General features: G+C 62.9%; 25 protein-coding genes. 6 read left to right on the top strand and 19 right to left on the bottom strand.

The features are described from left to right. Positions 1-72 precede the first annotated feature (72 nt). The 3 genes from ACFQX9_RS25110 to ACFQX9_RS25120 all read right to left on the bottom strand — a co-directional run bounded on the left by ACFQX9_RS25110 (position 73) and on the right by ACFQX9_RS25120 (position 983). On the bottom strand, positions 73-363 hold the full coding sequence (locus ACFQX9_RS25110) for a hypothetical protein (RefSeq protein ID WP_231188451.1): 291 nt from the start codon (positions 361-363) through the stop codon (positions 73-75). A 66-nt stretch (positions 364-429) separates the two neighbouring features. After that, positions 430-618: a hypothetical protein gene (locus ACFQX9_RS25115; protein WP_039800268.1), complete on the bottom strand. Its 189-nt coding sequence runs from the start codon at positions 616-618 to the stop codon at positions 430-432. Next, positions 615-983, bottom strand: a complete 369-nt coding sequence (locus tag ACFQX9_RS25120; protein WP_377790990.1) for a hypothetical protein — start codon at positions 981-983, stop codon at positions 615-617. The genes ACFQX9_RS25115 and ACFQX9_RS25120 overlap by 4 nt, the downstream gene beginning before the upstream one ends. A 744-nt stretch (positions 984-1,727) precedes the next feature. Here ACFQX9_RS25120 and ACFQX9_RS25125 point away from each other — a divergent pair. The 3 genes from ACFQX9_RS25125 (at position 1,728) to ACFQX9_RS25135 (ending at position 5,303) form a co-directional block, all read left to right on the top strand. Beyond that, a complete protein-coding gene (locus ACFQX9_RS25125) occupies positions 1,728-4,163 on the top strand; it encodes a PAS domain-containing sensor histidine kinase (RefSeq protein WP_085384619.1) in 2,436 nt (811 codons plus the stop codon). Then, positions 4,160-4,831, top strand: a complete 672-nt coding sequence (locus tag ACFQX9_RS25130; RefSeq protein ID WP_018458051.1) for a response regulator transcription factor — start codon at positions 4,160-4,162, stop codon at positions 4,829-4,831. Before ACFQX9_RS25125 ends, ACFQX9_RS25130 begins: the two co-directional genes overlap by 4 nt. A gap of 85 nt (positions 4,832-4,916) precedes the next feature. Further along, complete coding sequence (locus ACFQX9_RS25135) at positions 4,917-5,303, top strand: response regulator transcription factor (RefSeq protein WP_018458052.1); 387 nt, start codon at positions 4,917-4,919, stop codon at positions 5,301-5,303. A 32-nt stretch (positions 5,304-5,335) separates the two neighbouring features. Here ACFQX9_RS25135 and ACFQX9_RS25140 read toward each other — a convergent pair whose 3' ends face one another. The 14 genes from ACFQX9_RS25140 to eno all read right to left on the bottom strand — a co-directional run bounded on the left by ACFQX9_RS25140 (position 5,336) and on the right by eno (position 19,214). After that, a complete protein-coding gene (locus tag ACFQX9_RS25140; protein ID WP_085353215.1) occupies positions 5,336-6,304 on the bottom strand; it encodes a tripartite tricarboxylate transporter substrate binding protein BugD in 969 nt (322 codons plus the stop codon). A gap of 86 nt (positions 6,305-6,390) precedes the next feature. Then, positions 6,391-7,632, bottom strand: a complete 1,242-nt coding sequence (locus tag ACFQX9_RS25145) for a threonine synthase (RefSeq protein ID WP_085353217.1) — start codon at positions 7,630-7,632, stop codon at positions 6,391-6,393. A gap of 145 nt (positions 7,633-7,777) precedes the next feature. Then, on the bottom strand, positions 7,778-9,199 hold the full coding sequence (lpdA, locus tag ACFQX9_RS25150; protein ID WP_085395056.1) for a dihydrolipoyl dehydrogenase: 1,422 nt from the start codon (positions 9,197-9,199) through the stop codon (positions 7,778-7,780). Positions 9,200-9,216: 17 nt separating this feature from the next. Then, positions 9,217-9,423: a hypothetical protein gene (locus ACFQX9_RS25155; protein ID WP_018458056.1), complete on the bottom strand. Its 207-nt coding sequence runs from the start codon at positions 9,421-9,423 to the stop codon at positions 9,217-9,219. Between the two features lie 48 nt (positions 9,424-9,471). Further along, the gene (locus tag ACFQX9_RS25160) at positions 9,472-10,821 is read right to left on the bottom strand and encodes a pyruvate dehydrogenase complex dihydrolipoamide acetyltransferase (RefSeq protein WP_377790991.1); all 1,350 of its coding nucleotides are present in this window, start codon (positions 10,819-10,821) and stop codon (positions 9,472-9,474) included. A gap of 60 nt (positions 10,822-10,881) precedes the next feature. Further along, on the bottom strand, positions 10,882-11,334 hold the full coding sequence (locus ACFQX9_RS25165) for a nucleoside deaminase (protein ID WP_085353221.1): 453 nt from the start codon (positions 11,332-11,334) through the stop codon (positions 10,882-10,884). Positions 11,335-11,336: 2 nt separating this feature from the next. Then, a complete protein-coding gene (locus tag ACFQX9_RS25170) occupies positions 11,337-11,639 on the bottom strand; it encodes a DUF5076 domain-containing protein (RefSeq protein WP_007590623.1) in 303 nt (100 codons plus the stop codon). Positions 11,640-11,642: 3 nt separating this feature from the next. Beyond that, positions 11,643-13,031, bottom strand: a complete 1,389-nt coding sequence (locus tag ACFQX9_RS25175; RefSeq protein WP_026233491.1) for a pyruvate dehydrogenase complex E1 component subunit beta — start codon at positions 13,029-13,031, stop codon at positions 11,643-11,645. A gap of 29 nt (positions 13,032-13,060) precedes the next feature. Then, the gene (gene pdhA, locus ACFQX9_RS25180; protein WP_085353223.1) at positions 13,061-14,083 is read right to left on the bottom strand and encodes a pyruvate dehydrogenase (acetyl-transferring) E1 component subunit alpha; all 1,023 of its coding nucleotides are present in this window, start codon (positions 14,081-14,083) and stop codon (positions 13,061-13,063) included. Positions 14,084-14,393: 310 nt separating this feature from the next. Next, entirely contained in the window at positions 14,394-14,711 is a 318-nt protein-coding gene (locus tag ACFQX9_RS25185; protein ID WP_007590617.1) for a septum formation initiator family protein, read from the bottom strand. Positions 14,712-14,920: 209 nt separating this feature from the next. Beyond that, positions 14,921-15,472, bottom strand: coding sequence for an NADPH-dependent FMN reductase (locus ACFQX9_RS25190; protein ID WP_085353225.1), 552 nt, complete (start codon positions 15,470-15,472; stop codon positions 14,921-14,923). 175 nt (positions 15,473-15,647) lie between these two features. Beyond that, positions 15,648-16,646 carry an MBL fold metallo-hydrolase gene (locus ACFQX9_RS25195; protein ID WP_247397137.1) on the bottom strand — a complete coding sequence of 333 codons (999 nt, stop codon included), beginning with the start codon at positions 16,644-16,646 and terminating at the stop codon, positions 15,648-15,650. Positions 16,647-16,762: 116 nt separating this feature from the next. Further along, positions 16,763-17,896 (bottom strand): zinc-binding dehydrogenase, encoded by a 1,134-nt coding sequence (locus ACFQX9_RS25200; protein ID WP_018458063.1) that lies wholly within the window; start codon positions 17,894-17,896, stop codon positions 16,763-16,765. Between the two features lie 34 nt (positions 17,897-17,930). Further along, a complete protein-coding gene (gene eno, locus ACFQX9_RS25205; protein ID WP_018458064.1) occupies positions 17,931-19,214 on the bottom strand; it encodes a phosphopyruvate hydratase in 1,284 nt (427 codons plus the stop codon). 173 nt (positions 19,215-19,387) lie between these two features. Between eno and ACFQX9_RS25210 the strand changes: the two genes are divergently transcribed. After that, positions 19,388-20,365, top strand: a complete 978-nt coding sequence (locus ACFQX9_RS25210; RefSeq protein ID WP_085395046.1) for a lyase — start codon at positions 19,388-19,390, stop codon at positions 20,363-20,365. Between the two features lie 51 nt (positions 20,366-20,416). Beyond that, entirely contained in the window at positions 20,417-20,869 is a 453-nt protein-coding gene (gene queF, locus ACFQX9_RS25215; RefSeq protein WP_018458066.1) for a preQ(1) synthase, read from the top strand. Between the two features lie 22 nt (positions 20,870-20,891). Here queF and ACFQX9_RS25220 read toward each other — a convergent pair whose 3' ends face one another. Together ACFQX9_RS25220 and ACFQX9_RS25225 are read right to left on the bottom strand one after the other, a co-directional pair. Beyond that, a complete protein-coding gene (locus tag ACFQX9_RS25220; RefSeq protein WP_085395044.1) occupies positions 20,892-21,515 on the bottom strand; it encodes a dihydrofolate reductase family protein in 624 nt (207 codons plus the stop codon). Positions 21,516-21,532: 17 nt separating this feature from the next. Continuing rightward, complete coding sequence (locus ACFQX9_RS25225; RefSeq protein WP_143275400.1) at positions 21,533-21,835, bottom strand: hypothetical protein; 303 nt, start codon at positions 21,833-21,835, stop codon at positions 21,533-21,535. 110 nt (positions 21,836-21,945) lie between these two features. Here ACFQX9_RS25225 and ACFQX9_RS25230 point away from each other — a divergent pair, with 110 nt between their 5' ends. Continuing rightward, positions 21,946-22,362 (top strand): helix-turn-helix domain-containing protein, encoded by a 417-nt coding sequence (locus ACFQX9_RS25230; protein WP_085395042.1) that lies wholly within the window; start codon positions 21,946-21,948, stop codon positions 22,360-22,362. Positions 22,363-22,366: the final 4 nt, after the last annotated feature.

Consider the following 22,366-nt stretch of genomic DNA (forward strand, 5'->3'; position numbering starts at 1 on the left):
GACGCGGCGTGAAGCTGGATGCAGTGACTGCGACCGACCTCTCTGCGCGGGTCCGCATCGTTTGGCGAGCCGTCACCTCCTTCCGTGGTCAGAGGGTTCGTACGCGCGCAGAAATGCTTCCGTCAGCGAGCGCGAGAGCGCGCCCGTCTGCAGTATCCAGTTCCAGCTCGACACCGTGATCGCTTCGAGCGAACTGCGGTAAGGCCAGAGCATTTCCACAGCCGTCTGCTGATATCGACGGTAGCAATCATAGTCGCAGTACCGCCGCTCAGCGGGCACATGGCGGACGTAACTCGCGCCCAGCGGCTGCGCGCACGCGCTGCAGGTACCGCCGTGGCGAGGCCCTTCCTGATTGACGAACATGAATCTCATCGCGATGTCCTCTCGCCCGGACGGCAAATCCACCGCCCGTTTCGCCCTCCTATCCGCTCAAGACGCCGCTCGTGTGCGCCCCTCGATCAGCGGCGCAGCTTCGCCATGAAGCGCGTAACACTCGTAGCCGCAGTAGGGCAGCAGCGTCTTCGCATCGCGCAGATAGCCGCCGCTGATCTCCTCGCAGCACCAGAGGCAGGACGTTTTGCGAAAAGGGGTCCTGCCGTTCACCAATATGAACCTCATGTGGCACCTCCGAGCGCAAAGCAGTAGACCGTGTCGACGAGAGAGGCGGACGGCGGCGGCGCGCAAAGATGGTTGCGGCCGTCGGGATTATCCCTGTTTCGCTCGACCTTCTGAGGCGGAATGAGGATGTATTTCCCGTCTTCCCGGCGCAGCGCGTAGATGCTCCCCTCGACCCGCCGTATCTCGGTCGGGTAGCAGTCGGCGTTGTTGCAGCAAGTCAGCACCGGATTGTCCCGCATGTGCCAACTCGAATAGAACTGCTCGTGGAGGAGCAGATCCCGAGGCGGATGACGATGTGCGCCATCCTGTCCAGCCTCGTCCGCCTCCGCTCCAGTCATCAACGAAAGCGGCAGCGTGATCGCCAAGAGGAGCTTGCAACAACGGTTCAACGCGCAGCCTCCCGATACAGAATTGCCGAACGCAGCGGATCCGGTGACTGGTGCTTACGCCGCCTGAGACCGAAACAGCCATCGGCGATCGCGTTCGCGGCGCGCTCTGAAGCGATCGAGACATTTCCGGGAGCAAAGCGGCGCTCGCCAGGAATAATACCGGATCAGGCCGAACTTCCCGCTGCAGACGGCGCAGCTTTTTGCGGCGGAAGGGCGCTCGGAGTGTTCGGGCTTATCGCACATGATCCTCTCCTCCTGGCCTCTGATGGGCGCCTCTGACGGTCGAGGATCCCCACGGGCGCTGATGCACAATCATCACGTTCGTCAACGAAATGCGGCTTCTCAATCGTGACCAGATCATCGGCAAGTCAGCGCCGGCGGAGGCGAAGCTGGCCTCTTGAGTGCACGACCCCGCGCTACTCAACTGTTCAAGCGTTGCGATCGACACCACTGGATTGCCGGTGAGACTAGTCCCCATGTGACGGGCCGCTCAATTGTACGGAGGTAAATGCAGCGTATGACTAGGATTGCGCGACCTATACATAGGTTTGTCCGGTGATTTACCGGAGTTTCGTCCGCTCGCAACGAGACGGCGCAACGCTGGCAAGCTGCACGGAGCCCGCGAACTTTCGATGCGGAATCCTGCTTTGATCAGGGAATTGCCCCTGCTGTCGCAAAGTGCTCTACTCTCCCTGCCCCACGCGGGCCGGGACGCTTGCGATGATGCCTGGCCAGATCGCAAAACTAGGGAATTCGGCCGCGCAATTCCTGCTCGGCGGCCTTGCGGCGCTTCGATCTCTCGGCAATGCGGGGAAAGGCGAGCCCGCGACTGGGGATGGCTGGCGGCAGGACAATGCCGACCTGCGCGACGCCGTGAAGCAATGGCGACAAGTGTTCGAGCACAATCCGGTCATGTATTTCATGGTCGATCCGGCCGGAACGGTGCTCAACGTAAATACATTTGGCGCCGCGCAACTGGGCTACACGGCGGCCGAGTTGACCGGCCAATCTGTGCTGAACGTCTTTTTCGAAGAGGACCGCGATTTCGTCCGTCGCTGTGTCGGGCTGTGCCTGGAAACCGTGGACCAGTCGCACACCTGGGAGATTCGCAAGATCCGGAAGGACGGCTCGGTTCTCTGGGTCCGTGAGAACGCCAAGGCCATGCGACGCGGCGACGGCACGCCGATCGTGCTGGTCGCCTGCGAAAACATCACCCAGCGCAAGGAGGCGGAGGATGCGCTGCGGCAGAGCGAGGCCTACCTTGCCCAAGCGCAGGAGTTGAGCCGCACCGGCAGCTTCGGCCTGAGCCTGGCAACCCGCGAGGCCGTCTGGTCCAGGGAGACCTTTCGCATCTTCCAATGTGACCCGCAGGTCAAACCGACGCTCGATTTCGTTTTCCAGCGCATTCATCCGGAAGATCGCAATGCGGTCAGCAAGACCCTTGATCGGGCCTTCCGTGAGGTCGGCGATTTCGACCATGAATATCGCCTGCTGATGCCCGATGGAACCATCAAATATCTCCATTCCGTGGCACGCGTGGTGAGACATGGATCCGGCCACATCGAGTTTGTCGGAGCGGTCACTGACGTCACTACGGCAAAGGAAACCGAACAGCGGCTGCGTCGCAGCGAAGCCTATCTGACCGAAGCCCAGCGCCTCAGCCACACGAGCAGCTGGGCCTGGAACGTGCGCAGTCAGGAGTTTGCCTACCGATCGGCCGAACTCTATCGCCTGTTCGGATTCAACCCGGACCAGATCGATCTGTCGGCGCAGGCTTTCCAACAACGGATCCTCGCCGAAGACTTTCGCCGGATCGTCGATGTGGAACGTCAGGCAATCCGGCAAAAGCAGCCTTTCGAAGTTGATTTTCGGATTTTGCGTCCGGACGGTTCCGTACGACACGTCCATACGGAGGGGCATCCCGTCGTCGGCGGGGACGGCGATGTCACGGAAATCATCGGCACCCACGTCGATGTCACCGAGCAGTTTGCCGCCAGACAAGCGCTGCAAAAAGCCTTTGACGAGCTCAAGCTGTCCGAGCAGCGATTTCGCGACTATGCCGAAACCGCCTCGGACTGGTTTTGGGAGAGCGGGCCGGACCACCGTATCACACGGATTTCGGAACATGCCGACACGGCCGGTCCCGTGCCCACGGGCGTGATCGGCCTCGCCCGTTGGGACATTCCACCCGATGCCGAGCTCGAGCCCGAGAAGTGGGAGCGGCATCGCGCGACGCTCGATGCCCACCTTCCGTTTCGCGACCTGGTCTACCGAAGCAAGGATCGCAACGGATCTCCGATCTACGTGCGCACCAGCGGCAAGCCCTTGCACGACGCGAACGGCAACTTTCTCGGTTATCGTGGCGTCAGCAGCGACGTGACGGCGGCCATCCGCGCCGAGCAGGCCGAAGAAGCGCTGCGCAAGGCGCAAGCCGAACTAGCTCACGTGACGCGTGTCACGATGCTCGGCGAACTCACGGCCTCGATCGCCCACGAGATCAATCAGCCCTTGGCCGCCGTGATCTCCAATGCGGATGCCTGTATCGGATGGCTCGGCCGCGAACCAGCCCAACTGAATGCCGCACGCCGTTCCGTGGAATGGATCGTCGAGGACGCCAATCGCGCCAGCGAGGTGATCCGCCGGATCAGAACGCTTGCGAAGAAGACCGAGATCGAGATGGCTCCGGTCGACATGAACCAGCTCGTCAGGGAGACGGTGGCGCTCGTCCGCCGCGAGCTTGCCACCCATGCCGTGTCGGTACGAATGGAGCTGGCGTCCGCTCTACCCAGCGTTTGCGGCGACCGGATCCAGCTGCAGCAGGTGCTGATCAACCTGGTCATGAACGGGATTGAAGCCATGCACGCCAATGTGGACCGTCCGCGCGAGCTTGCGATCCGCTCCAGCCAGGCGAGCGAGCACGGCGAAGGCCGCATGCTCCTGATCGTGACAGACAGCGGGGTCGGCCTCGGCGACGGCGCGACGGAGCGCATCTTCACACCTTTCTTCACGACAAAGCCGAGCGGCCTGGGGATGGGACTGTCGATCTGCCGATCGATCATCGAGGCTCATGCGGGCCGGCTCTCGGCCTTCCCCAATGACGGAAGCGGAGCAACATTCCAGATTGCCCTGCCCTTGCCGATCGAGGACACGTCGTGACCGACCTTCCCAAGGTGGCGACGGTGCAGACGAGTTCCGACGATCCGATCGTCTTGATCGTCGACGACGATCCATCGATGCGCCGTGCGCTCACCAACCTCTTTCAATCCGTCGGCCTCAAGGTCGAGGCTTTCGGCTCCGCGGCGGAGATCATGGAAGCCAAGCCACCGGCGGTCCCCAGCTGCCTTGTGCTCGACATCCGCCTGCCGGGCTCAAGCGGCTTTGACCTGCAGTCGGACCTAGCGAAGGCGAACATTCACACGCCCATTATCTTCATCACCGGTCATGGTGATATTCCGATGACCGTCAGGGCCATGAAGAGCGGCGCCATCGATTTTCTGACCAAGCCGGTGCGCGACCAGGACATGCTGGATGCGGTTCAGGCCGCGATCGAACGGGATCGCAAGCGACGCAATGCCGAGGAGTCGGTCGCGGGAGTGCGGTCCCGATTCGAGGGTTTGAGCGCGCGCCAGCGCGACATCCTCGCCCTGGTGGCGTCCGGCCTGATGAACAAGCAAGTCGCTGCCGAGCTCGGATTGGCTGAGATTACCGTCAAGATCTACCGCGGGCAGATCATGCGGAAAATGGGCGCCAAGTCGTTGGCCGATCTCGTCAGAATGGTGGAGGCGCTCGGAATCTCACGCCCGGGCGGAAAGGTGCAAACCTAAGTATGCTTTTCAAGCTCGCTCCAAGGGCTCACTTTCGTCAAGTGCGGCACCGTGATCGGCGGCTCCCCGATCAGGAGCGATCATCTTGTCAATCCCCTCGGCCATTTCCGTCATCGACGATGATCGATCAGTCCGCCTTGCGACCAATAATCTGCTGACGTCGCGGGGATACACGGTCAACATCTTTCGCTCCGCTGACGAATTTCTTCAATCGGCCGAACTGAAGACGACGTCCTGCGTGATCGCGGATGTGCAGATGTCGTTGATGGGCGGCCTTGAGCTCTTGACGCACATGCGCAGCCTTGGTCACCACACGCCCTTCATTTTCATGACGGCTTTTCCCGACGATGCCGTGCGCGACCGCGCGCTGAAAGCGGGCGCTATCTGCTTTCTGGCGAAGCCGTTCTCCACGCCCGCTCTGCTTGAATGTCTGCGGATGGCCCTGTCCGGCTCCGATCAAACCGAGACGTGATACGCTGGCGCCGAGCCCTGGCGACACGGCGCTCACTCCACCTTGATGTTCGCCGCCTTGATCATTGGCCACCACTTCGCGATCTCCGCCTTCTGGCGGGCGCCCAGGGCCTCGGGCGTGAGCTGATCCTGGGGTGTCATCTCAAGCCCCTGACTTTCGAGCTGCTTCTTCACGCCGGGATCGTTCAGCGCTTCCACGGCAGCGGCATTGAGCTTGGCGACGATCGCCTTTGGCGTGCCCTTCGGCACCCACATGCCGGACCAGAGCGTCATGTTGAAGCCCTTCAGGCCCGCCTCCTCCGCCGTCGGGATGTCGGGCGCCGACGACAGGCGCCTGTCATCGGTGATGGCGTAGGCGCGAATGGTGCCGGCGCGGACCTGGTTGATGGAGTTCGAGGTCTGGTCGACGATGACGTCGATCTGGCCGGCAATGAGATCGTTCAGGGCGGGCGCGGTGCCGCGATACGGTACGTATTGCAGCTTGATGCCGCTGACGCTCTCGAAATAGACCCCGGCGATGTGGCTACCCGAGCCCGCGCCGGCGGTGCCGGCGGTCGGCGGCGACGGTCGCGACTTCAGCCAGTCCAGCAGCTCCTTCAGCGAGGTCGCGGGCACCGCGTTCTTGCTGACGACGATCATCGGATTGCTCGGCAGCAGCACCACCGGCTCCAGGTCCGCGACCAGGTCGTAATTGAGCTTGTAGACGGCGCCGTTGGCAACGTGGGTGCCGAGATGGCCGAACGAGATCGTGTAGCCGTCGGGGGCCGAATGCACGGCGCGGCCGACGCCGATCGAGCCGCCCGCGCCGGTGACGTTCTCGATCACCAGCGGCTGCCCAAGCGATGTCCGCATCCGCTCGGCAAGCACTCGCGCCATCGCATCCGACGGACCGCCGGCGGCGAAGGGAACGATGATGGTGATGGGACGCGAGGGATAGTCGTCGGCGCGCGCGGCGCCTGCAACAGCGAGAATAGCAATCAGCGCAGCCCAGGCGGCCTTCATTGTCTTCTCCCAGCAATGTCATTGTTGTTTTAGTCTCTTCCCGCGTACGGGAAGAGGGATCGTTCCTGAAGGGACGAAATGCCGCGCTAGAACTGCGAATAGTCGATCGGCTTGTGGCGATCGAGCGTGCGGGTGACCGGCGGCAGCGGGTATTTCAGGCCGGTGGCGCAGTTGAACAGCATCACGCGGTCGGACTTGCTGACGCGGCCGTCGGCGAGGCTGTCCTTGTAGGCGGCGTAGGTGGCAGCACCTTCGGGGCAGAGCAACAGCCCCTCCTCGCGCGCGACCTCGCTGAGCGCCGATGAGATCTTATCGTCGTCGACGGCAATGGCAAAACCGTTGCTCTGCCGCACCGCGCGCAAAATGAGAAAGTCGCCGATCGCCTGCGGCACGCGAATGCCTGACGCGATGGTGTGAGCGTCCTCCCAGCGCGTCGCATGCTCGGTGCCGGCCTCATAGGCGCGCACCATGGGGGCGCAGCCGGAGGCTTGCACCGCGACCATGCGCGGGCGCTTGCTGCCGATGAAGCCGATCTTCTCTAGTTCGTCGAACGCCTTCCACATGCCGATCAGGCCGGTGCCGCCGCCGGTCGGATAGAAGATCACGTCGGGCACGTCCCAGCCGAGCTGCTCGGCGAGTTCGAGCCCCATCGTCTTCTTGCCTTCGATGCGGTACGGCTCCTTCAAGGTCGAGGTGTCGAACCAGCCGACTTTCGCCTTGCCCTCGCCGACGATCTTGCCGCAATCGTCGATATAGCCGTTGACGCGGTAGACGGTGGCGCCCTGCAGCTCGATCTCGCTGACGTTCACCTCCGGCGTATCGGCCGGGCAGAAGATCGTGGTCTTGATGCCGCAGGAGGTCGCATAAGCCGCGAGCGCCGCGCCGGCATTGCCGTTGGTCGGCATCGCCATATGCTTGATGCCGAGCGCCTTGCCCATCGACACCGCCATCACGAGGCCGCGCGCCTTGAACGAGCCGGTCGGCAAGCGCCCCTCGTCCTTGACGATGATCTCGCCGCCGCCGAGTTTTGCACCGAGCTTGGGCAGCCGGATCAGCGGCGTCGTGACCTCGCCGAGCGAGACGATATCCTGACATTTACGCACCGGCAAAAGCTCGCGGTAGCGCCACATGTCGGCGGGGCGCTGGGCGAGCGCGTCTTTCGTCAGCGCCGTCTTCACACCGGCAAGGTCGTAGCGCACCAGCAGCGGCTTGCCGGCCTTGGAGAGGTTGTGGACCCGGTCGGCGGCGTAATGATCGCCCTCCATCGCGCATTCGAGATGGGTGACGAAGGTCGGGCGTTCGATGGTGAGGTTGTCGTTGTCTTGCATGGGGTGATTTCCTTCTTGTTTTGCAAACAGATCCCTCCGCTCGTCATTGCGAGCGCAGCGGAGCAATCCAGAGTCTTTCCGCGGAGGCAGTCTGGATTGCTTCGCTTCGCTCGCAATGACGGTGGTGGGCGGCGATGCGCGCCCGTCAAATATTCAGCACCCGTCCATACGCATCCAGCACGGCTTCCTTCATCATCTCCGACAGGGTCGGATGCGGGAACACCGTGTGCATCAGCTCCTCTTCCGTGGTCTCAAGGTTCATGGCGACGACGTAGCCCTGGATCAGCTCGGTGACCTCCGCGCCGATCATGTGGGCGCCAAGCAGCTGGCCGGTCTTCTTGTCGAAGATCACCTTGACCAAGCCCTGGTCCTCGCCGAGCGCGATGGCCTTGCCGTTGCCGACGAAGGGGAAGCGGCCGACGCGGATCTCGCGGCCGTTCTCCTTGGCCTTGGCTTCGGTGAGGCCGACGGAGGCCACCTGCGGCTGACAATAGGTGCAGCCCGGGATCAGGTTCTTGTCCATGGCGTGCGGATGCAGGCCCTTGATCGCCTCGACGCAAATCACGCCTTCATGTTCGGCCTTGTGAGCCAGCATCGGCGGCCCCGCGACATCGCCGATGGCATAGATGCCGGGGATGTTGGTCTTGCCGTAGCCGTCGATCACGATGACGCCGCGATCCGTTTTCACGCCGAGCTTCTCGAGTCCAAGGTTCTCGATGTTGCCGACGACGCCGACCGCCGAGATCACACGCTCGAACTCGGTCGTCACAGGCTTGCCCTTGCCGTCGTCAATGGTAGCGACGACGCTGTCGGCCTTCTTCTCGAGCTTGGTGACCTTGGTCGAGGACAGGATCTTGATGCCCTGCTTCTCGAAACGCTTGCGGGCCAGGCCGGCGATCTCGGCGTCCTCCACCGGCAGGATCTGCGGCAGCACTTCGACCACGGTGACGTCCGAGCCCATGGTGTGGAAGAAGGAGGCGAACTCGATGCCGATCGCGCCGGAGCCGACGACCAGCAGCGATTTCGGCATCCGCTCCGGCACCATCGCCTCGAAATAAGTCCAGATCAGCTTCTTGTCGGGTTCGAGGCCCGGCAGCACCCGCGGCCGCGCGCCGGTCGCGACGATAATGTGTTTGGCCTGATACGTTCCCTCGCCCAGCGCACCCTTGGGGCCCTCGACGTCCGACTTCTTCACGGTGACTTTGCCGGGCGCGTCGATCGAGGCCGCGCCCCAGATCACGCTGACCTTGTTCTTCTTCATCAGGAAGCCAACGCCATCGTTCAGCCGCTTCGAGACACCGCGCGAGCGCTGCACCACCGCCTTCGGGTCGAACGAGACGTTTTCGGCGGACAGGCCGTAATCCTTGGCGTGCTGCATGTAGTGGTAGATCTCGGCCGAGCGCAGCAGCGCCTTGGTCGGGATGCAGCCCCAGTTGAGGCAGATGCCGCCGAGATAGGATTTCTCGACGATCGCGACCTTGAAGCCGAGCTGGGCGGCGCGGATTGCGGTGACATAGCCGCCCGGACCGGAGCCGATGATGATGATGTCGAAGGATGTGTCGGCCATGGCGGCTCCCATTCAACTCAAGAGGCGCCGCGGGCGCGGCGCTTGATCAGAAAAGACCTCACCAGCCATTCGAGCATCGTCGCCAAAGCCATTACGGCCAAGGCGATCAGCACGACCGGCTGGGCGATGTTCCGTGCCAGTTGTTCACCGGCAAAGAACGCGGAGTAAAGAAGATCGAGCCCAATCGGGTTGAGCGCGACGACTGCTCCAAGCAGCAGCGACATCCATGGCCAGCGGGTACGGACATGCAACGGTGCCCCCTCTACCGCGCGTCAGACCATCATCATGACGGGATTTTCGATCAGCTGCTTGAAGGCGCCGATCAGTTCCGCGCCGAGCGCGCCGTCGATGGCGCGGTGATCGCAGGACAGGGTCACGCTCATCATGTTCGCGATCTCGATCTTGCCGCCGCGGACTACAGGCCGCTCCTCGCTGGTGCCGACCGCGAGGATGGTCGCATGCGGCGGATTGATCACGGCAGTGAAGTGGCTGATGCCGAACATGCCGAGGTTCGAGACGGCCGTCGTGCCGCCCTGGTACTCTTCGGGCTTCAGCTTGCGCGAGCGCGCGCGTGCCGCAAAATCCTTCATCTCGTTGGAGATGGTCGACAGCGTCTTGGTCTCGGCCTTGCGGATGATCGGCGTGATCAGGCCGCCCGGCATCGCCACGGCGACGCCGACGTCGGAATGGTGATGCTTGACCATGCCGGATTCGGTCCAGCTCACATTGCAATTCGGGATCTTCTGCAGCGCCACCGCCATCGCCTTGATGACGAAGTCGTTGACCGAGATCTTGTAGAGCGGCTTCTTCTCCTTATCCTTGGGAGCAGCCGCATTGATCTCCTCGCGCGCGGCGAGCAGCTTGCCGATGTCGCAGTCGATGGTGAGATAGAAGTGCGGGACGTTCTGGATCGACGCGGTCAGACGCTGCGCAATCGTGCGGCGCATGCCGTCATGCGGGACCACCTCGTAGGAGCCCGGCTCGAACAGCGCCAGGATCTGCTTGTCCGACATGGTCGGCGCGCCCGAGGGTGCACCTGACGGCGCCGCCGCGGGAGCCTTGAGGCCCTTGCCGGACTTGGCCTGCTCCACGTCGCGCGCGACCACGCGGCCGTGCGGGCCGGTGCCGGTCACCATCGCAACATCGACGCCAGCTTCCTTGGCGAGCCGGCGCGCCAGCGGCGAGGAGAACACGCGGCCGGCATGGCCGTTGCTCTGCGCAGCCGGTGCTGCGGCCTGCGGTGCAGGTGCTGCGGCGGGCGCCGGCGCGGCCTTGGGCGCAGCAGGCGCAGGAGCCGGCGCAGCAGCGCGAGCTTCAGCAGCTTTCGGAGGTGCGGCCGAAGCGCTCGGTTTGGCGGCACCTGCCGCCTTCACGTCCTCGCCCTCGCCGGCCAGCACCGCGATCACGTCGTTGACCGGGACGTCCTGCGTGCCCTCGGGCACGAGGATCCTGGCGATCGTGCCCTCGTCGATGGCCTCGACCTCCATGGTCGCCTTGTCGGTCTCGATCTCGGCGATGATGTCGCCGGATTTGACCTTGTCGCCTTCCTTCTTCAGCCACTTGGCGAGGTTGCCCTTCTCCATCGTCGGCGAAAGAGCGGGCATCAGGATGTTGATGGGCATGCTGACCTCAAGAAGAACTTTGCAAAAATCCGTCTCCGGACCGAAGACGAACAGACCACGTTAGTTGCCGATGTCGCCCTGCCACAGGCGCTCATTGGCAGGGATGGAACGCCAATTCTTCATCATGGTGATGGAGCGGTCGTCGGCAAGGTCGATCCACGGGATGCCGAACTTGTCGAGAATGTCCTTGGAGCCCTCGAAGGTAACGGACTCTCCAATCACCACGAGCTTCACCTTGAACAGTGCGAGCGCACCGGCACACATCGCGCATGGCGACAGCGTGGTGTACATGACGGTATCGTGGAACGAAATCGCACCCGCCTCGCGCAGGCAACTCATCTCGCCGTGCAGGATCGGGTTGTTTTCCTGCACGCGGTTGTTGTGGCCGCGGGCAATGACCTTGTTGTCGCGGGTCAGCACGGCGCCGATCGGCAGGCCGCCTTGCACGATCGAGGCTTCCGCCTCGCGGATCGCCTCCAGCATGAAATCGAAATGATAGGCTTCGATCGCCACGGTCAGTGCCCCTTCCCGCGCGGCGTCGTGGTGCCGGTGTCGGTGGGACGCTCGATCTCGGCCTGGAACATCTCGATGATCCGGTTCAGCGCGTCCTCCTCGGTGTATTCGCTCTCGCGCGCATAGGCGCGCGCGGCGTGACGGGCGAGATCGACGAGCAGCAGGCCCCACATGTCGGGCTCGTCGAAGGCCCGCTGGAACGCCATCGACAGCCCGCCGTCCAGCACGAACACGCGCAGGATCTCGACCGCATCATCGCGGACGAGGACGTCGGGTGGCAATGGCTGCTCCTTCGGACCCGCCATGGTCTACCTGTAGCAGACGGCTTTGGCGGCCTCGACCACTTCGGCAGCCGAAGGCAGCGCGAGCTTTTCCAGGTTCGCGGCATACGGCATCGGCACGTCCTTGCCGGAGACCCGGGTTACAGGCGCATCCAGATAGTCGAAGGCATGCTCCATGATCCGCGCGGCGATCTCGGCGCCGACACCGCTCTGGGCCCAGCCCTCTTCCACCGTGACGGCACGTCCCGTCTTTTTGACGGAGTTGACGATGGTGTCGGTGTCCATCGGACGCAGCGTGCGCAGGTCGATCACTTCGGCCTCGATGCCGTCCTTGGCGAGTTCGTCGGCGGCCTTCAGCGCGTAGCTCATGCCGTTCGACCACGAGATGATCGTGACATGGCTGCCGGAGCGCACGATGCGCGCCTTGCCGATCGGAATCACGAAATCGTCGAGCTTCGGCACCTCGCCAGTGTGGCCGTAGAGCATCTCGTTCTCGAGGAAGATCACCGGATTGGGATCGCGGATCGCAGCCTTGAGCAGGCCCTTGTAATCAGCGGCCGAGAACGGCGCGACGACCTTGAGGCCCGGGACGTTGGAATACCAGGACGAATAATCCTGGCTGTGCTGGGCGGCCACGCGGGAAGCGGCGCCGTTGGGCCCGCGGAATACGATGGAGCAGCCCATCTGGCCGCCGGACATATAGAGCGTCTTGGCCGCGGAGTTGATGATCTGGTCGATCGCCTGCATAGCGAAGTTGAAGGTCATGAACTCGACAATCGGCTTCAACCCGGTCATCGCGGCGCCGACGCCGATGCCGGCAAAGCCGTGTTCCGTGATTGGCGTGTCGATGACGCGCTTGGCGCCGAATTCCTGAAGCAGCCCTTGCGTCACCTTGTAGGCGCCTTGGTATTCGGCAACCTCTTCGCCCATCACGAAGACGTCGGCGTCGCGGCGCATCTCTTCGGCCATAGCATCGCGCAGGGCTTCGCGGATGGTCTGCGTCACCATCTCGGTGCCGGCGGGCACTTCCGGGTCGGGTTCTGCGACGGCCTGCGGCGCCGGCGCAGCCTTGGGAGCTGGAGCCTCGGTCTTCGCGGCGGCAGGGGCTACGGATTCGGCAGCCTTCTGCTGCTGGGCAGGCGCGGGCGCCTTGGCGAGATCGGCGGCACTTTCGCCATCGGCCAGAATTGTCGCGATCGGTGTGTTCACGGCCACGTCGGCGGTGCCCTCGGGGATCAGGATCTTGCCGAGCGTACCTTCATCGGTCGCCTCGACCTCCATGGTCGCCTTGTCGGTCTCGATCTCGGCGATGACGTCGCCGGACTTGATCGTCTCACCCTCTTTTTTCAGCCATTTGGAAAGGTTGCCCTTCTCCATCGTGGGCGACAACGCGGGCATCAGCACTTGAATTGGCATATCGGCTCCAAAAGAAAGCTTGCGCGCGTTCAGCGGTAAATATCGGTCCAGAGCTCGGCGGCATCCGGCTCGGGATCATGCTGGGCGAAATCGGCGGACGCGTTGACGATGTCGCGCACCTCGGCGTCGATCGCCTTCAGATCCTGCTCGCTGACCTTGGCGGCCAACAGGCGGTTGCGCACCTGCTCGATCGGATCCTGGTCGTGGCGGACTTTTTCGACCTCCTCGCGCGTTCTGTACTTTGCGGGATCGGACATCGAGTGGCCGCGATAACGGTAGGTCTGCATCTCCAGGATGAAGGGTCCCTTGCCGGCGCGGCACCAGGCCGCCGCCTCGTCGCCGGCGGCCTTCACGGCGCGGACGTCCATGCCGTCGACCTGCTGGCCGGGAATGTTGAAGGAGGCGCCGCGCTTGGAGAAATCCTGCTGCGCCGAGGCGCGTGAGACCGAAGTGCCCATGGCGTAGCGGTTGTTCTCGATGACGTAGATCACCGGCAGCTTCCAGAGCTCCGCCATGTTGAAGCTCTCATAGACCTGGCCCTGGTTGGCCGCGCCGTCGCCGAAATAGGTGACGCTGACATTGTCGTTGTCGCGATAGTGATTGGCGAAAGCGAGCCCCGTGCCGAGCGAGACCTGTGCGCCGACGATGCCGTGGCCGCCGTAAAAGTGCTTCTCCTTGCTGAACATATGCATGGAGCCGCCCTTGCCCTTGGAATAGCCGCCGCGACGGCCGGTGAGCTCGGCCATGACGCCTTTGGCCTCCATGCCGGTGGCGAGCATATGGCCGTGATCGCGATAGCCGGTGATGACCTGATCGCCCGGCTTCAGGGCCATCTGCATCCCGACCACCACGGCCTCCTGGCCGATATAAAGGTGGCAGAAGCCGCCGATCGCGCCCATGCCGTAGAGCTGGCCGGCCTTTTCCTCGAACCGCCGGATCAGGAGCATGTCGCGGAGCGCCTTGAGCTCCTGCTCTCTGGTGAATTCCGGGGGCGAACCGCCGTCGGTCTTGTCCTGTGCAGTGCTTGCGGCGGCTTTCTTGGGTGCGGCCATGGGAATTCCGGGTCAGAGAAAACTTCAGCCCTGTCTAACCCAAGTCAAACGCCCTTGGAAAGCACCGCGGCGGCATGGCACGACTTTCATTATGCCGCACTGCAACGTGATCGTAATATTGCAAAATCTTTGACGCGGATCGGGCAACATTTAGCTCCCTGACTCCCGCATCGTGTGTGGATACCGATCGCAGACCCGCTCACGTCAGCCGCAGGAAGCAACGGGCTGCTTGCATATCGCAATCGCGCTGGCTCGATGGAGTCAGCGGCAGACCGCAAACCCCGCAAATGGCGCTTGTGCCGCTCGCGTGTCAGTTCGCCGGGATCGTCCGGACGAGATCGCGCGGATTGACGTAGTCGAGCTGGAAGCGCGCCCGCTCGTCCAGCATGTCGGGGTCGATCTTCGCGGAGCGCAGCAGCGAAACGCGCTGCTCGCTCCTGGCGCGCTCCCGCTTGAGCTGCGCCAGTTCGCTGGTCAGCGCCACGATCTCCTGGTCGAGCTCCTGGCGGGCGTTGAGGCCGTATTTGCCGGTATAGGCGTTGACGCCGAAATAGCCGACGATGGCGGCCGCCATCGCATAGAGGGCAAGACCGGTCAGGATCGATTTCAGGCGCGCGCGGGAGACCATCCTGGGAAGATGGGACAGGTTGGTTAAGGGCGTGCTAATTGCCCGCCCGCTTGGCGTTCCAATGCCTGGCTCAGCCGTCATGCCCGGCCTTGTGCCGGGCATCCACGTTCTTCGTCAATTCGGCAAAGACGTGGATGGCCGGGACATCTAGCGCGAAGACGCGCTTCGCGCTTTTGCCCGGCCATGACGGAGACCCGGGGTTCGCGGCCTCAGCCGTGATGCTTCGCGACGTGCACCGCAAACGCGTCGATATAGGCCTGGAGCACCGGCTTCAGGGACTCCTTGGTCAGGTTGCCGTCGGCATCGAACGCGTCGCCCACCCCGTTCAGATAGGCCTCCGGCTGCTGCATGATCGGGCCGGAAATGCCCGGCAGGATGTTCTGGAGCGTCTTGGCGGCACTGACGCCGCCGAGCGGGCCCGGCGAGTTCGCGATGATGCCCACCGGCTTGTCGTTGAACGAGCTCTTGCCATAGGGCCGCGAGGCGACGTCGATGGCGTTCTTCAGCACCCCCGGGATCGCGCGATTGTATTCCGGCGTGACGAAGATGACGCCGTCCGATTTCTGGATTTTTTCGCGGAAAGACAGCCAATCCGCCGGCGGCGCTCCCTCGAGGTCCTGGTTGAAGAACGAGATGCCGGCCGGCGTGATGACCTCGAGCTTGAGCGAGGCCGGCGCGAGCTTGGCGAGCGCATTGGCGATCTTGAGCGAAAAGCTGTCCTTGCGCAGGCTGCCGGCGATCGTGACGATATTGTAGGCCATGGAGTGTCCTCGAAATCTTCAGCGGGAGTGCCGGGTCGGCACTTAAGCGATCTCGACCGATAGATGCAAGTGCATGGACCGGTCGGATTTGGAAACGCTGGGTTTCTGAACGGTTGCCCAAACAATCAGGCCGCCAAGTGGCGGCCCGATCCCTGGTACAAATCTGCAAATCGGCTCAGATCGTCGGATTCCACGCCGACGGGATCAGGCGATATTTGGCGCCGTCCTTCTCGACATGGCCGACCGAGGGGAAGGTGAAGTGGAAGCCGATCACGGTCGCCTTCTCGGCCGCCGCCATGTCGTAGAATTTGTGGCGGGTTTCCTGCGCCAGCGCTGCATCGGTGTCGAACACCACATGCCAGTCCGGATTGCGCAGGAAGAACTCCGGGATGTTGGTGACGTCGGACTGGATCAGCACCTTGGAATCGCCTGAGGCGACCGCGAACGAGGTGTGCCCCGGGGTGTGACCGGGCGTCGCGATCGAGGTGATGCCCGGTGCGACCTCCTTGCCCCACTCGTACTTCGTCACCTTGGATTCGAGGCCGGCAAAGGTCTTCTTCACGTTGGCGAAGTAGTTCTTCATCATCGCGTTGGACTCGGCCTTGGCGGCGTTGTCCTCGCTGGTCCAGAACTCCCAGTCCTTGCCTGGCACCATGATCTCCGCATTGGGGAAGGCAAGCGCGCCGTCGGCGAGACGAATGCCGTTGGTGTGGTCGGGATGCAGATGCGAGAGCAGCACGACGTCGATGCTCTTGGGGTCGACACCGGCGGCCTGGAGGTTCTGCAGCGTGCGGCCGACCGCGCCCTTGCTGGGCTCGAGATTGGCGACACCGTTGCCGGTATCGATCAGCACGAGCTTGGAGCCGGTGTTGATGAGCTGCGGGTTGAACGGCACCGTGACCATGCCCTTCGGCATGTAGGCCGCCTCGCCAGCGGCCAGCGCTTCCTCCTTCGGCGCGTTGACGACGAACTTGTCCGGCATCGGGAAAGTGCGCGCACCGTCATTGATGGAGGTGCACTCGTAGCTGCCGACCTTGTAGCGGTAGAAGCCCGGCGCCTGCGTGCCGGCTTGCGGTACTGAGGCATTGGCGGCGGTCGGCCCAAAGCCGGTCACGGCAGCCGCACCGAAGGTGGCGGCGCCTGCAAGCAAATGGCGGCGATTAAGATCGGTCATGAGGTCCCCTTCTGAGCGCCCCGCGGTTTTCCCGCGTGCAAATGGCGGCGGAATAATCCCCGGCTTCGCTCAGAAGGCAAGACCTTCTTTCGGTGACGTGCCGTCGCACGTCCCGATTATTTGTTCGGGTTGATGAGGAATTTTTCGCCAGTGGCGCGTTTGGCGTACACCGCGATGTTGGCGGGATCGAGCGCCTCGGAAAGCGACACCACCTTGGTGTAGTGGCTGGCAAACGTGGTCTTCAGTTCGTCGACGACGCGCTGGCGCAGCCTGGCCCCGTCCGCCTGCCCGATCTTCATCAGGAACGGAAACAGCAGCCAGCCGCCGACGCCCCAAGCCATGCCGAAGCCGCGCGGCAGCTCAATCGGGCGGACATCGAGCGCGCCATAGACATAGACCTGCTTGTGCACGTTGGAGCCGTAGCGGCTGTATTCCTTCGCGGTCTTGTTGATCGCGACTTCCATGCAGTTGAGGATGTCGCCGGCGAGCTTCCCGCCGCCGATGGCGTCGAAGGCGATGGTGGCGCCGGTCTCGACCAGCGCATTGGTGAGATCGCCGAGGAAGCTCGGTGCGGTGGAATCGACGACATATTTGGCGCCGATCTTGTGCAGGATGTCGGCCTGCTCCTTGCTGCGCACAATGTTGACCAGCGGGATGCCGTCCTTGATGCAGATCTTGTTCAGCATCTGCCCGAGATTGGATGCGGCCGCAGTGTGCACCAGCGCCTTGTGACCCTCGCGCCGCATGGTCTCGGTCATGCCGAGCGCGGTCAGCGGATTGACGAAGCAGGAGGCTCCTTCGGCCGGCGTGGTGCCTTCCGGCAACGGCAGGCACTCGCGCACTTTCAACGTGCGATACTGCGTGTACATCGCGCCGCCGATCATGGCGACGGTCTTGCCCATCAGCGCCTTCGCGGCATCCGAGGAGCCGGTCCTGATCACGACTCCCGCGCCTTCGTTACCGACCGGCATGGATTCGTCGAGCCGGCCTGCCATCGCCCGCATCGCGCCTTCCGGCACTTTCGCGGTGATGACGGGAGCTTCTTTGGTGCCCGAAGCCTTTGCCGTGCTCATGTCGGCCGCGCCGATCAAGAGCCCGAGGTCGGACGGGTTGATCGGCGCGGCCTCGACGCGGACGACAACCTCGTCCGCGGCGGGTTCGGGGGTCGGCACGTCGAGCAGCGAGATTTCGAGCTCACCGCTCTTCTTGATCAGCGAACGCAGTTGCAGGCCGTTCTTGCCGTCGCTCATGTCGATCCTCCCCTGTTCTTGTCCGACCGCTGGCTTATGCCAGCGCCTTCAGTGCCGCCTTGCCGCCGTAGAGCGCCTGCTTGCCGAGCTGCTGCTCGATGCGCAGGAGCTGGTTGTATTTGGCGGTGCGATCGGAGCGCGCAAGGGAGCCGGTCTTGATCTGACCGCAATTGGTGGCGACCGCGAGGTCGGCGATGGTAGAATCCTCGGTCTCGCCGGAGCGGTGCGACATCACCGAGGTGTAGCCGGCCTTGTGCGCCATCTCGACGGCGGCGAGCGTCTCGGTCAGCGTGCCGATCTGGTTGACCTTGATCAGGATCGAATTGGCCCGTCCGGCCTTGATGCCTTCGGCGAGGCGCTTGACGTTGGTGACGAAGAGATCGTCACCGACGAGCTGGCACTTCTTGCCGACGAGGTCGGTCAGCTCCTTCCAGCCGTCCATGTCGTCTTCCGACATGCCGTCCTCGATGGTCACGATCGGATAGCGCGAGACGAGATCAGCAAGGTACTTGGCCTGCTCGGAGATCGAGCGGGTCTTGCCCTCGCCCTCGTAGACGTATTTGCCGTCCTTGAAGAACTCGGTCGAGGCGCAGTCGAGGCCAATGACGATGTCGGAGCCCGCCTTGTAGCCGGCCTTGCCGATCGCGTTCATGACGAATTCGAGCGCGGCGTCCGCCGACGGCAGGTTCGGGGCAAAGCCGCCCTCATCGCCGACATTGGTGTTGTGGCCGGCCTTCTTCAATTCGGACTTCAGGGTGTGGAAGACCTCCGCGCCATAGCGCAAGCCCTCGGCAAAGGAGGACGCGCCAACCGGTAGGATCATGAACTCCTGGAAGTCGATCGGATTGTCGGCGTGCATGCCGCCATTGATGATGTTCATCATCGGCACCGGCAGCAGCCGCGCCGAGGTGCCGCCAACGTAACGATAGAGCGGCATGTCGAGCGAGTTCGCGGCCGCCTTGGCGCAGGCGAGCGACACGCCGAGGATGGCGTTGGCGCCCAGCCGGCTCTTGTTCGGCGTACCGTCGAGGTCGATCATGATCTGGTCGAGCTGGGCCTGCTGCTCGACATCGAGGCCGCTCAGGGCCTCGAAGATTTCGCCGTTGACGGCGCCGACCGCCTTGGTGACGCCCTTGCCGAGATAGCGAGTCTTGTCACCGTCGCGTAGTTCCACCGCCTCATGGGCGCCGGTGGAGGCGCCGGACGGCACGGCAGCACGGCCAAGCGCGCCATCTTCCAGCACGACGTCGACCTCGACGGTGGGATTGCCACGGCTATCGAGAATTTCGCGGCCGATGATGTCGATGATGGCGGTCATGATGTGCACTTCCGTTCGTTAGGGCTGATCGGTGCCGCGGGTCTTACACGGACCGCAAGCAAATGTGAACGCTTGGAGGGTGGGCTTCGACTGACGCGTGAAGCGGCTCGGACTAAGGTTGACCGCATCTGGTCTGCCGCAAAACCTCAATCTGAAACGGTCGGGGTAACGCCATGAATCGCCGCCAGTTTCTTGCCTCGAGCATCGCCCTCCTCGCGACGCGCCCGAGTTTTGCGCAGGAAGGCCCGTTCCGGACAAAATACTACCCCATTAGCTCCGGCATCGGTCTGCACGACCTCGCTCCCGCTCCCGATGGCACGGTCTGGTTTACGGCCCAGGGCAAGGGCCTGCTCGGCAGGCTCGATCCGAAGGATGGCAGCCATAAGACGGTCAGCCTCGGCCAGGGCGCCGCCCCGCACGGCGTGACCATCGGCCCCGACGGCGCGCCCTGGATCACCGAGGGCGGCCAGAATGCGATCGCCCGCGTCGATCCTTCCGACCTCAAGGTCACCCTGTTCCGCCTGCCCGAGAAGTTCGCCTACGCCAATCTCAACACCGGCGTGTTCGACAAGGACGGCACCTATTGGTTCACCGGCCAGTCCGGCTATTACGGCCGCCTCAAGCCGAACGCGGGCGGGATGGACGTGTTCAGGGCGCCCAAGGGCGTCGGCCCCTACGGAATCACCGTCACGCCCAAGGGCGACGTCTGGTATGCCTCGCTTGCCGGCAGCTATATTGCCAGGATCGATCCGGCGACGGGCAGCGCCAGTGTGGTCGAGCCGCCGACGCCGAGCCAAGGTTCGCGACGGGTTTGGTCGGATTCGAAAAGCCGGATCTGGGTCAGCGAGTGGAACAGTGGCCACGTCTCGGTGCACGATCCCGCGGAAGCCTCCTGGAAGACCTGGAAGCTGCCCGGCGAGCGTCCCCGCACCTACGCGGTCTATGTCGATGACAAGGACAAAGTCTGGCTGACCGATTTCTCCGCCAACGCCATCGTCCGCTTCGATCCCGCCACCGAGCGCTTCAACGTGTTCGCCAGCGACAAGGCTAACGCCAATGTGCGCCAGCTCGACGGGAGGCCGGGCGAGCTCTGGGGCTGCGAATCCGGCAACGACCGGATCGTCATGATCCAGACGGTCGCCGCCGGTTGACGACAGCGGCATTTGCGTCCATCCCGGCACGCGGAACAGGATGTGACGACAATGGCGAAGAAATCCCTTCAGCTGGGCCGCGCGGTCGAATGGCCGCACACACCGGAAGAAGCGCAGCTCGACCGCGTGCCGAACCCGCAAAAGGGCACGGACTATCTGGTACGCTTCACCGTGCCGGAATTCACCTCGCTCTGCCCGGTCACGGGACAACCGGATTTCGCACATCTGATGATCGACTACGCCCCCGGCCAATGGTTGCTGGAGTCGAAGTCGCTCAAGCTCTACATCGCGAGCTTCCGCAATCACGGCGCCTTCCACGAGGACTGCACCGTGATGATCGGCAAGCGCATCGCGAGCGAGATCAAGCCGAAGTTCCTGCGCATCGGGGGCTATTGGTATCCGCGCGGCGGCATTCCAATCGACGTGTTCTGGCAGACGGGCCGCGCGCCGAAGGGATTGTGGGTGCCCGAGCAGGGCGTCGCGCCCTATCGCGGCCGGGGCTGAGCTTGAAGAGACCGTTTCTGACTCACCGCGTTCGGTCTCGACCGCGAAGATTTGCTCGCTCGGGGGACGAGGTATAGCGGCTAACAACCATGCCGCTCGAATAAGCCTTGGCCTCGAGTAATTTTAGCTTCCTGAACCCCGACGCCGCGAAGATCCTGACGCCGTCACCCAATACCGCCGGGTTGACGTAGAATTGAAACTCGTCAACGAGACCTTGTTCGATCAGCGCCGCGGCAAACCCCGCGCCACCGAACACGCCAATGTCGCGCCCTCGTTGGCTCTTTAAGGCGCCGACCACCTCGTGCAAATCTCCGCTGACAAGCGTGGTTCGTTCCCACGCCGGCTCCGTTGGCTTATTCGTCGGAACCATTTTGCTCATTTCTGTGATACGCTTAGCGAACGCGTAGAATGGCTCAGTTGGGTAGCGGTTCGCTGCGTTCTCCCAATGCCGTAGATACCCTTCATTCAGCATCTTCCGACTGAGAAGAATCGTGTCGATGCGCTCGAAGTGAGCATTGAAATCGCGCTTCAGTTCATCATCCCAAAAGTTGTTGTCACCCCAACCCCATAGCTGCCAATTTACCGTTCCGTAGGAGCCGACAAAGCCATCGGCTGACACCTGCATCTGAAGGATAAGTTTTCGCATCGGTCTATTCTCTCGAATCATGCAAGGATCGAAGCTGCGAACGATTCAGCAGCCCATTGTTTGAAGGTCGTTCGAGTTGTGTTTTCTGAAGTTGGCGTGTCGAGTGCCCATCGCTCTTGGCGATTGAAGCTCGCTGGAGTTTCGATCAACGCTTCCGTGAAGCTGGCTGATATCCCGTTTGCGATCATGCTGCTGCGGGCGTCATCGAGCGGGACAGATCGATAAGTCACGTCTTTGCGCAGTTTCCTGCCCAGGAGCTCTGTCACCTTCTGAAATATGTAAAAGCCGCCGCTTGCAACCTGATGGATATCTGCGGGCATTTTCCACCACTCCTCCAGCATTGAGACTTTGTGATTGGTTTACATTTGGAAGCATTGACGCCAGCCTCGAATGATGTCAATAGTAAATCGATTTACAAAGGGAACTACGGATGTCGGGAAGACAGCGATCAGGTTGCCCAATCAGTCTGTCGCTGGAGTTGCTCGGCGATCGCTGGACGCTGCTGATTGTGCGTGACATCGTTTTCGCGGGGAAACAGCACTTCCGGGAATTTCTGCAGTCCGATGAAACGATATCATCGCGGACGCTTGCGGAGCGGCTTCAAACGCTGCAAGAAGGCGGCGTCCTTACCCGTCATGACGACCCCACGCATAAACTGAAGGCGATTTATCGCCTTACGGAGGCGGGCATTGATCTGCTGCCTGTCCTCGCCGAGCTTGGCTTATGGGGCAGCAAATATCGTAATGCTGATCCGGATCTTGGTGCGATTGCCGAGAGACTATCGGCGGGGGGCCCCAAGATGCTTTCCCAGATGAAGCAAAAACTGAGGAAAGGAGGTTCTAAATGACGAT

Source organism: Bradyrhizobium sp. GCM10028915, from assembly GCF_042666195.1.
Lineage (GTDB): Bacteria > Pseudomonadota > Alphaproteobacteria > Rhizobiales > Xanthobacteraceae > Bradyrhizobium > Bradyrhizobium canariense_D.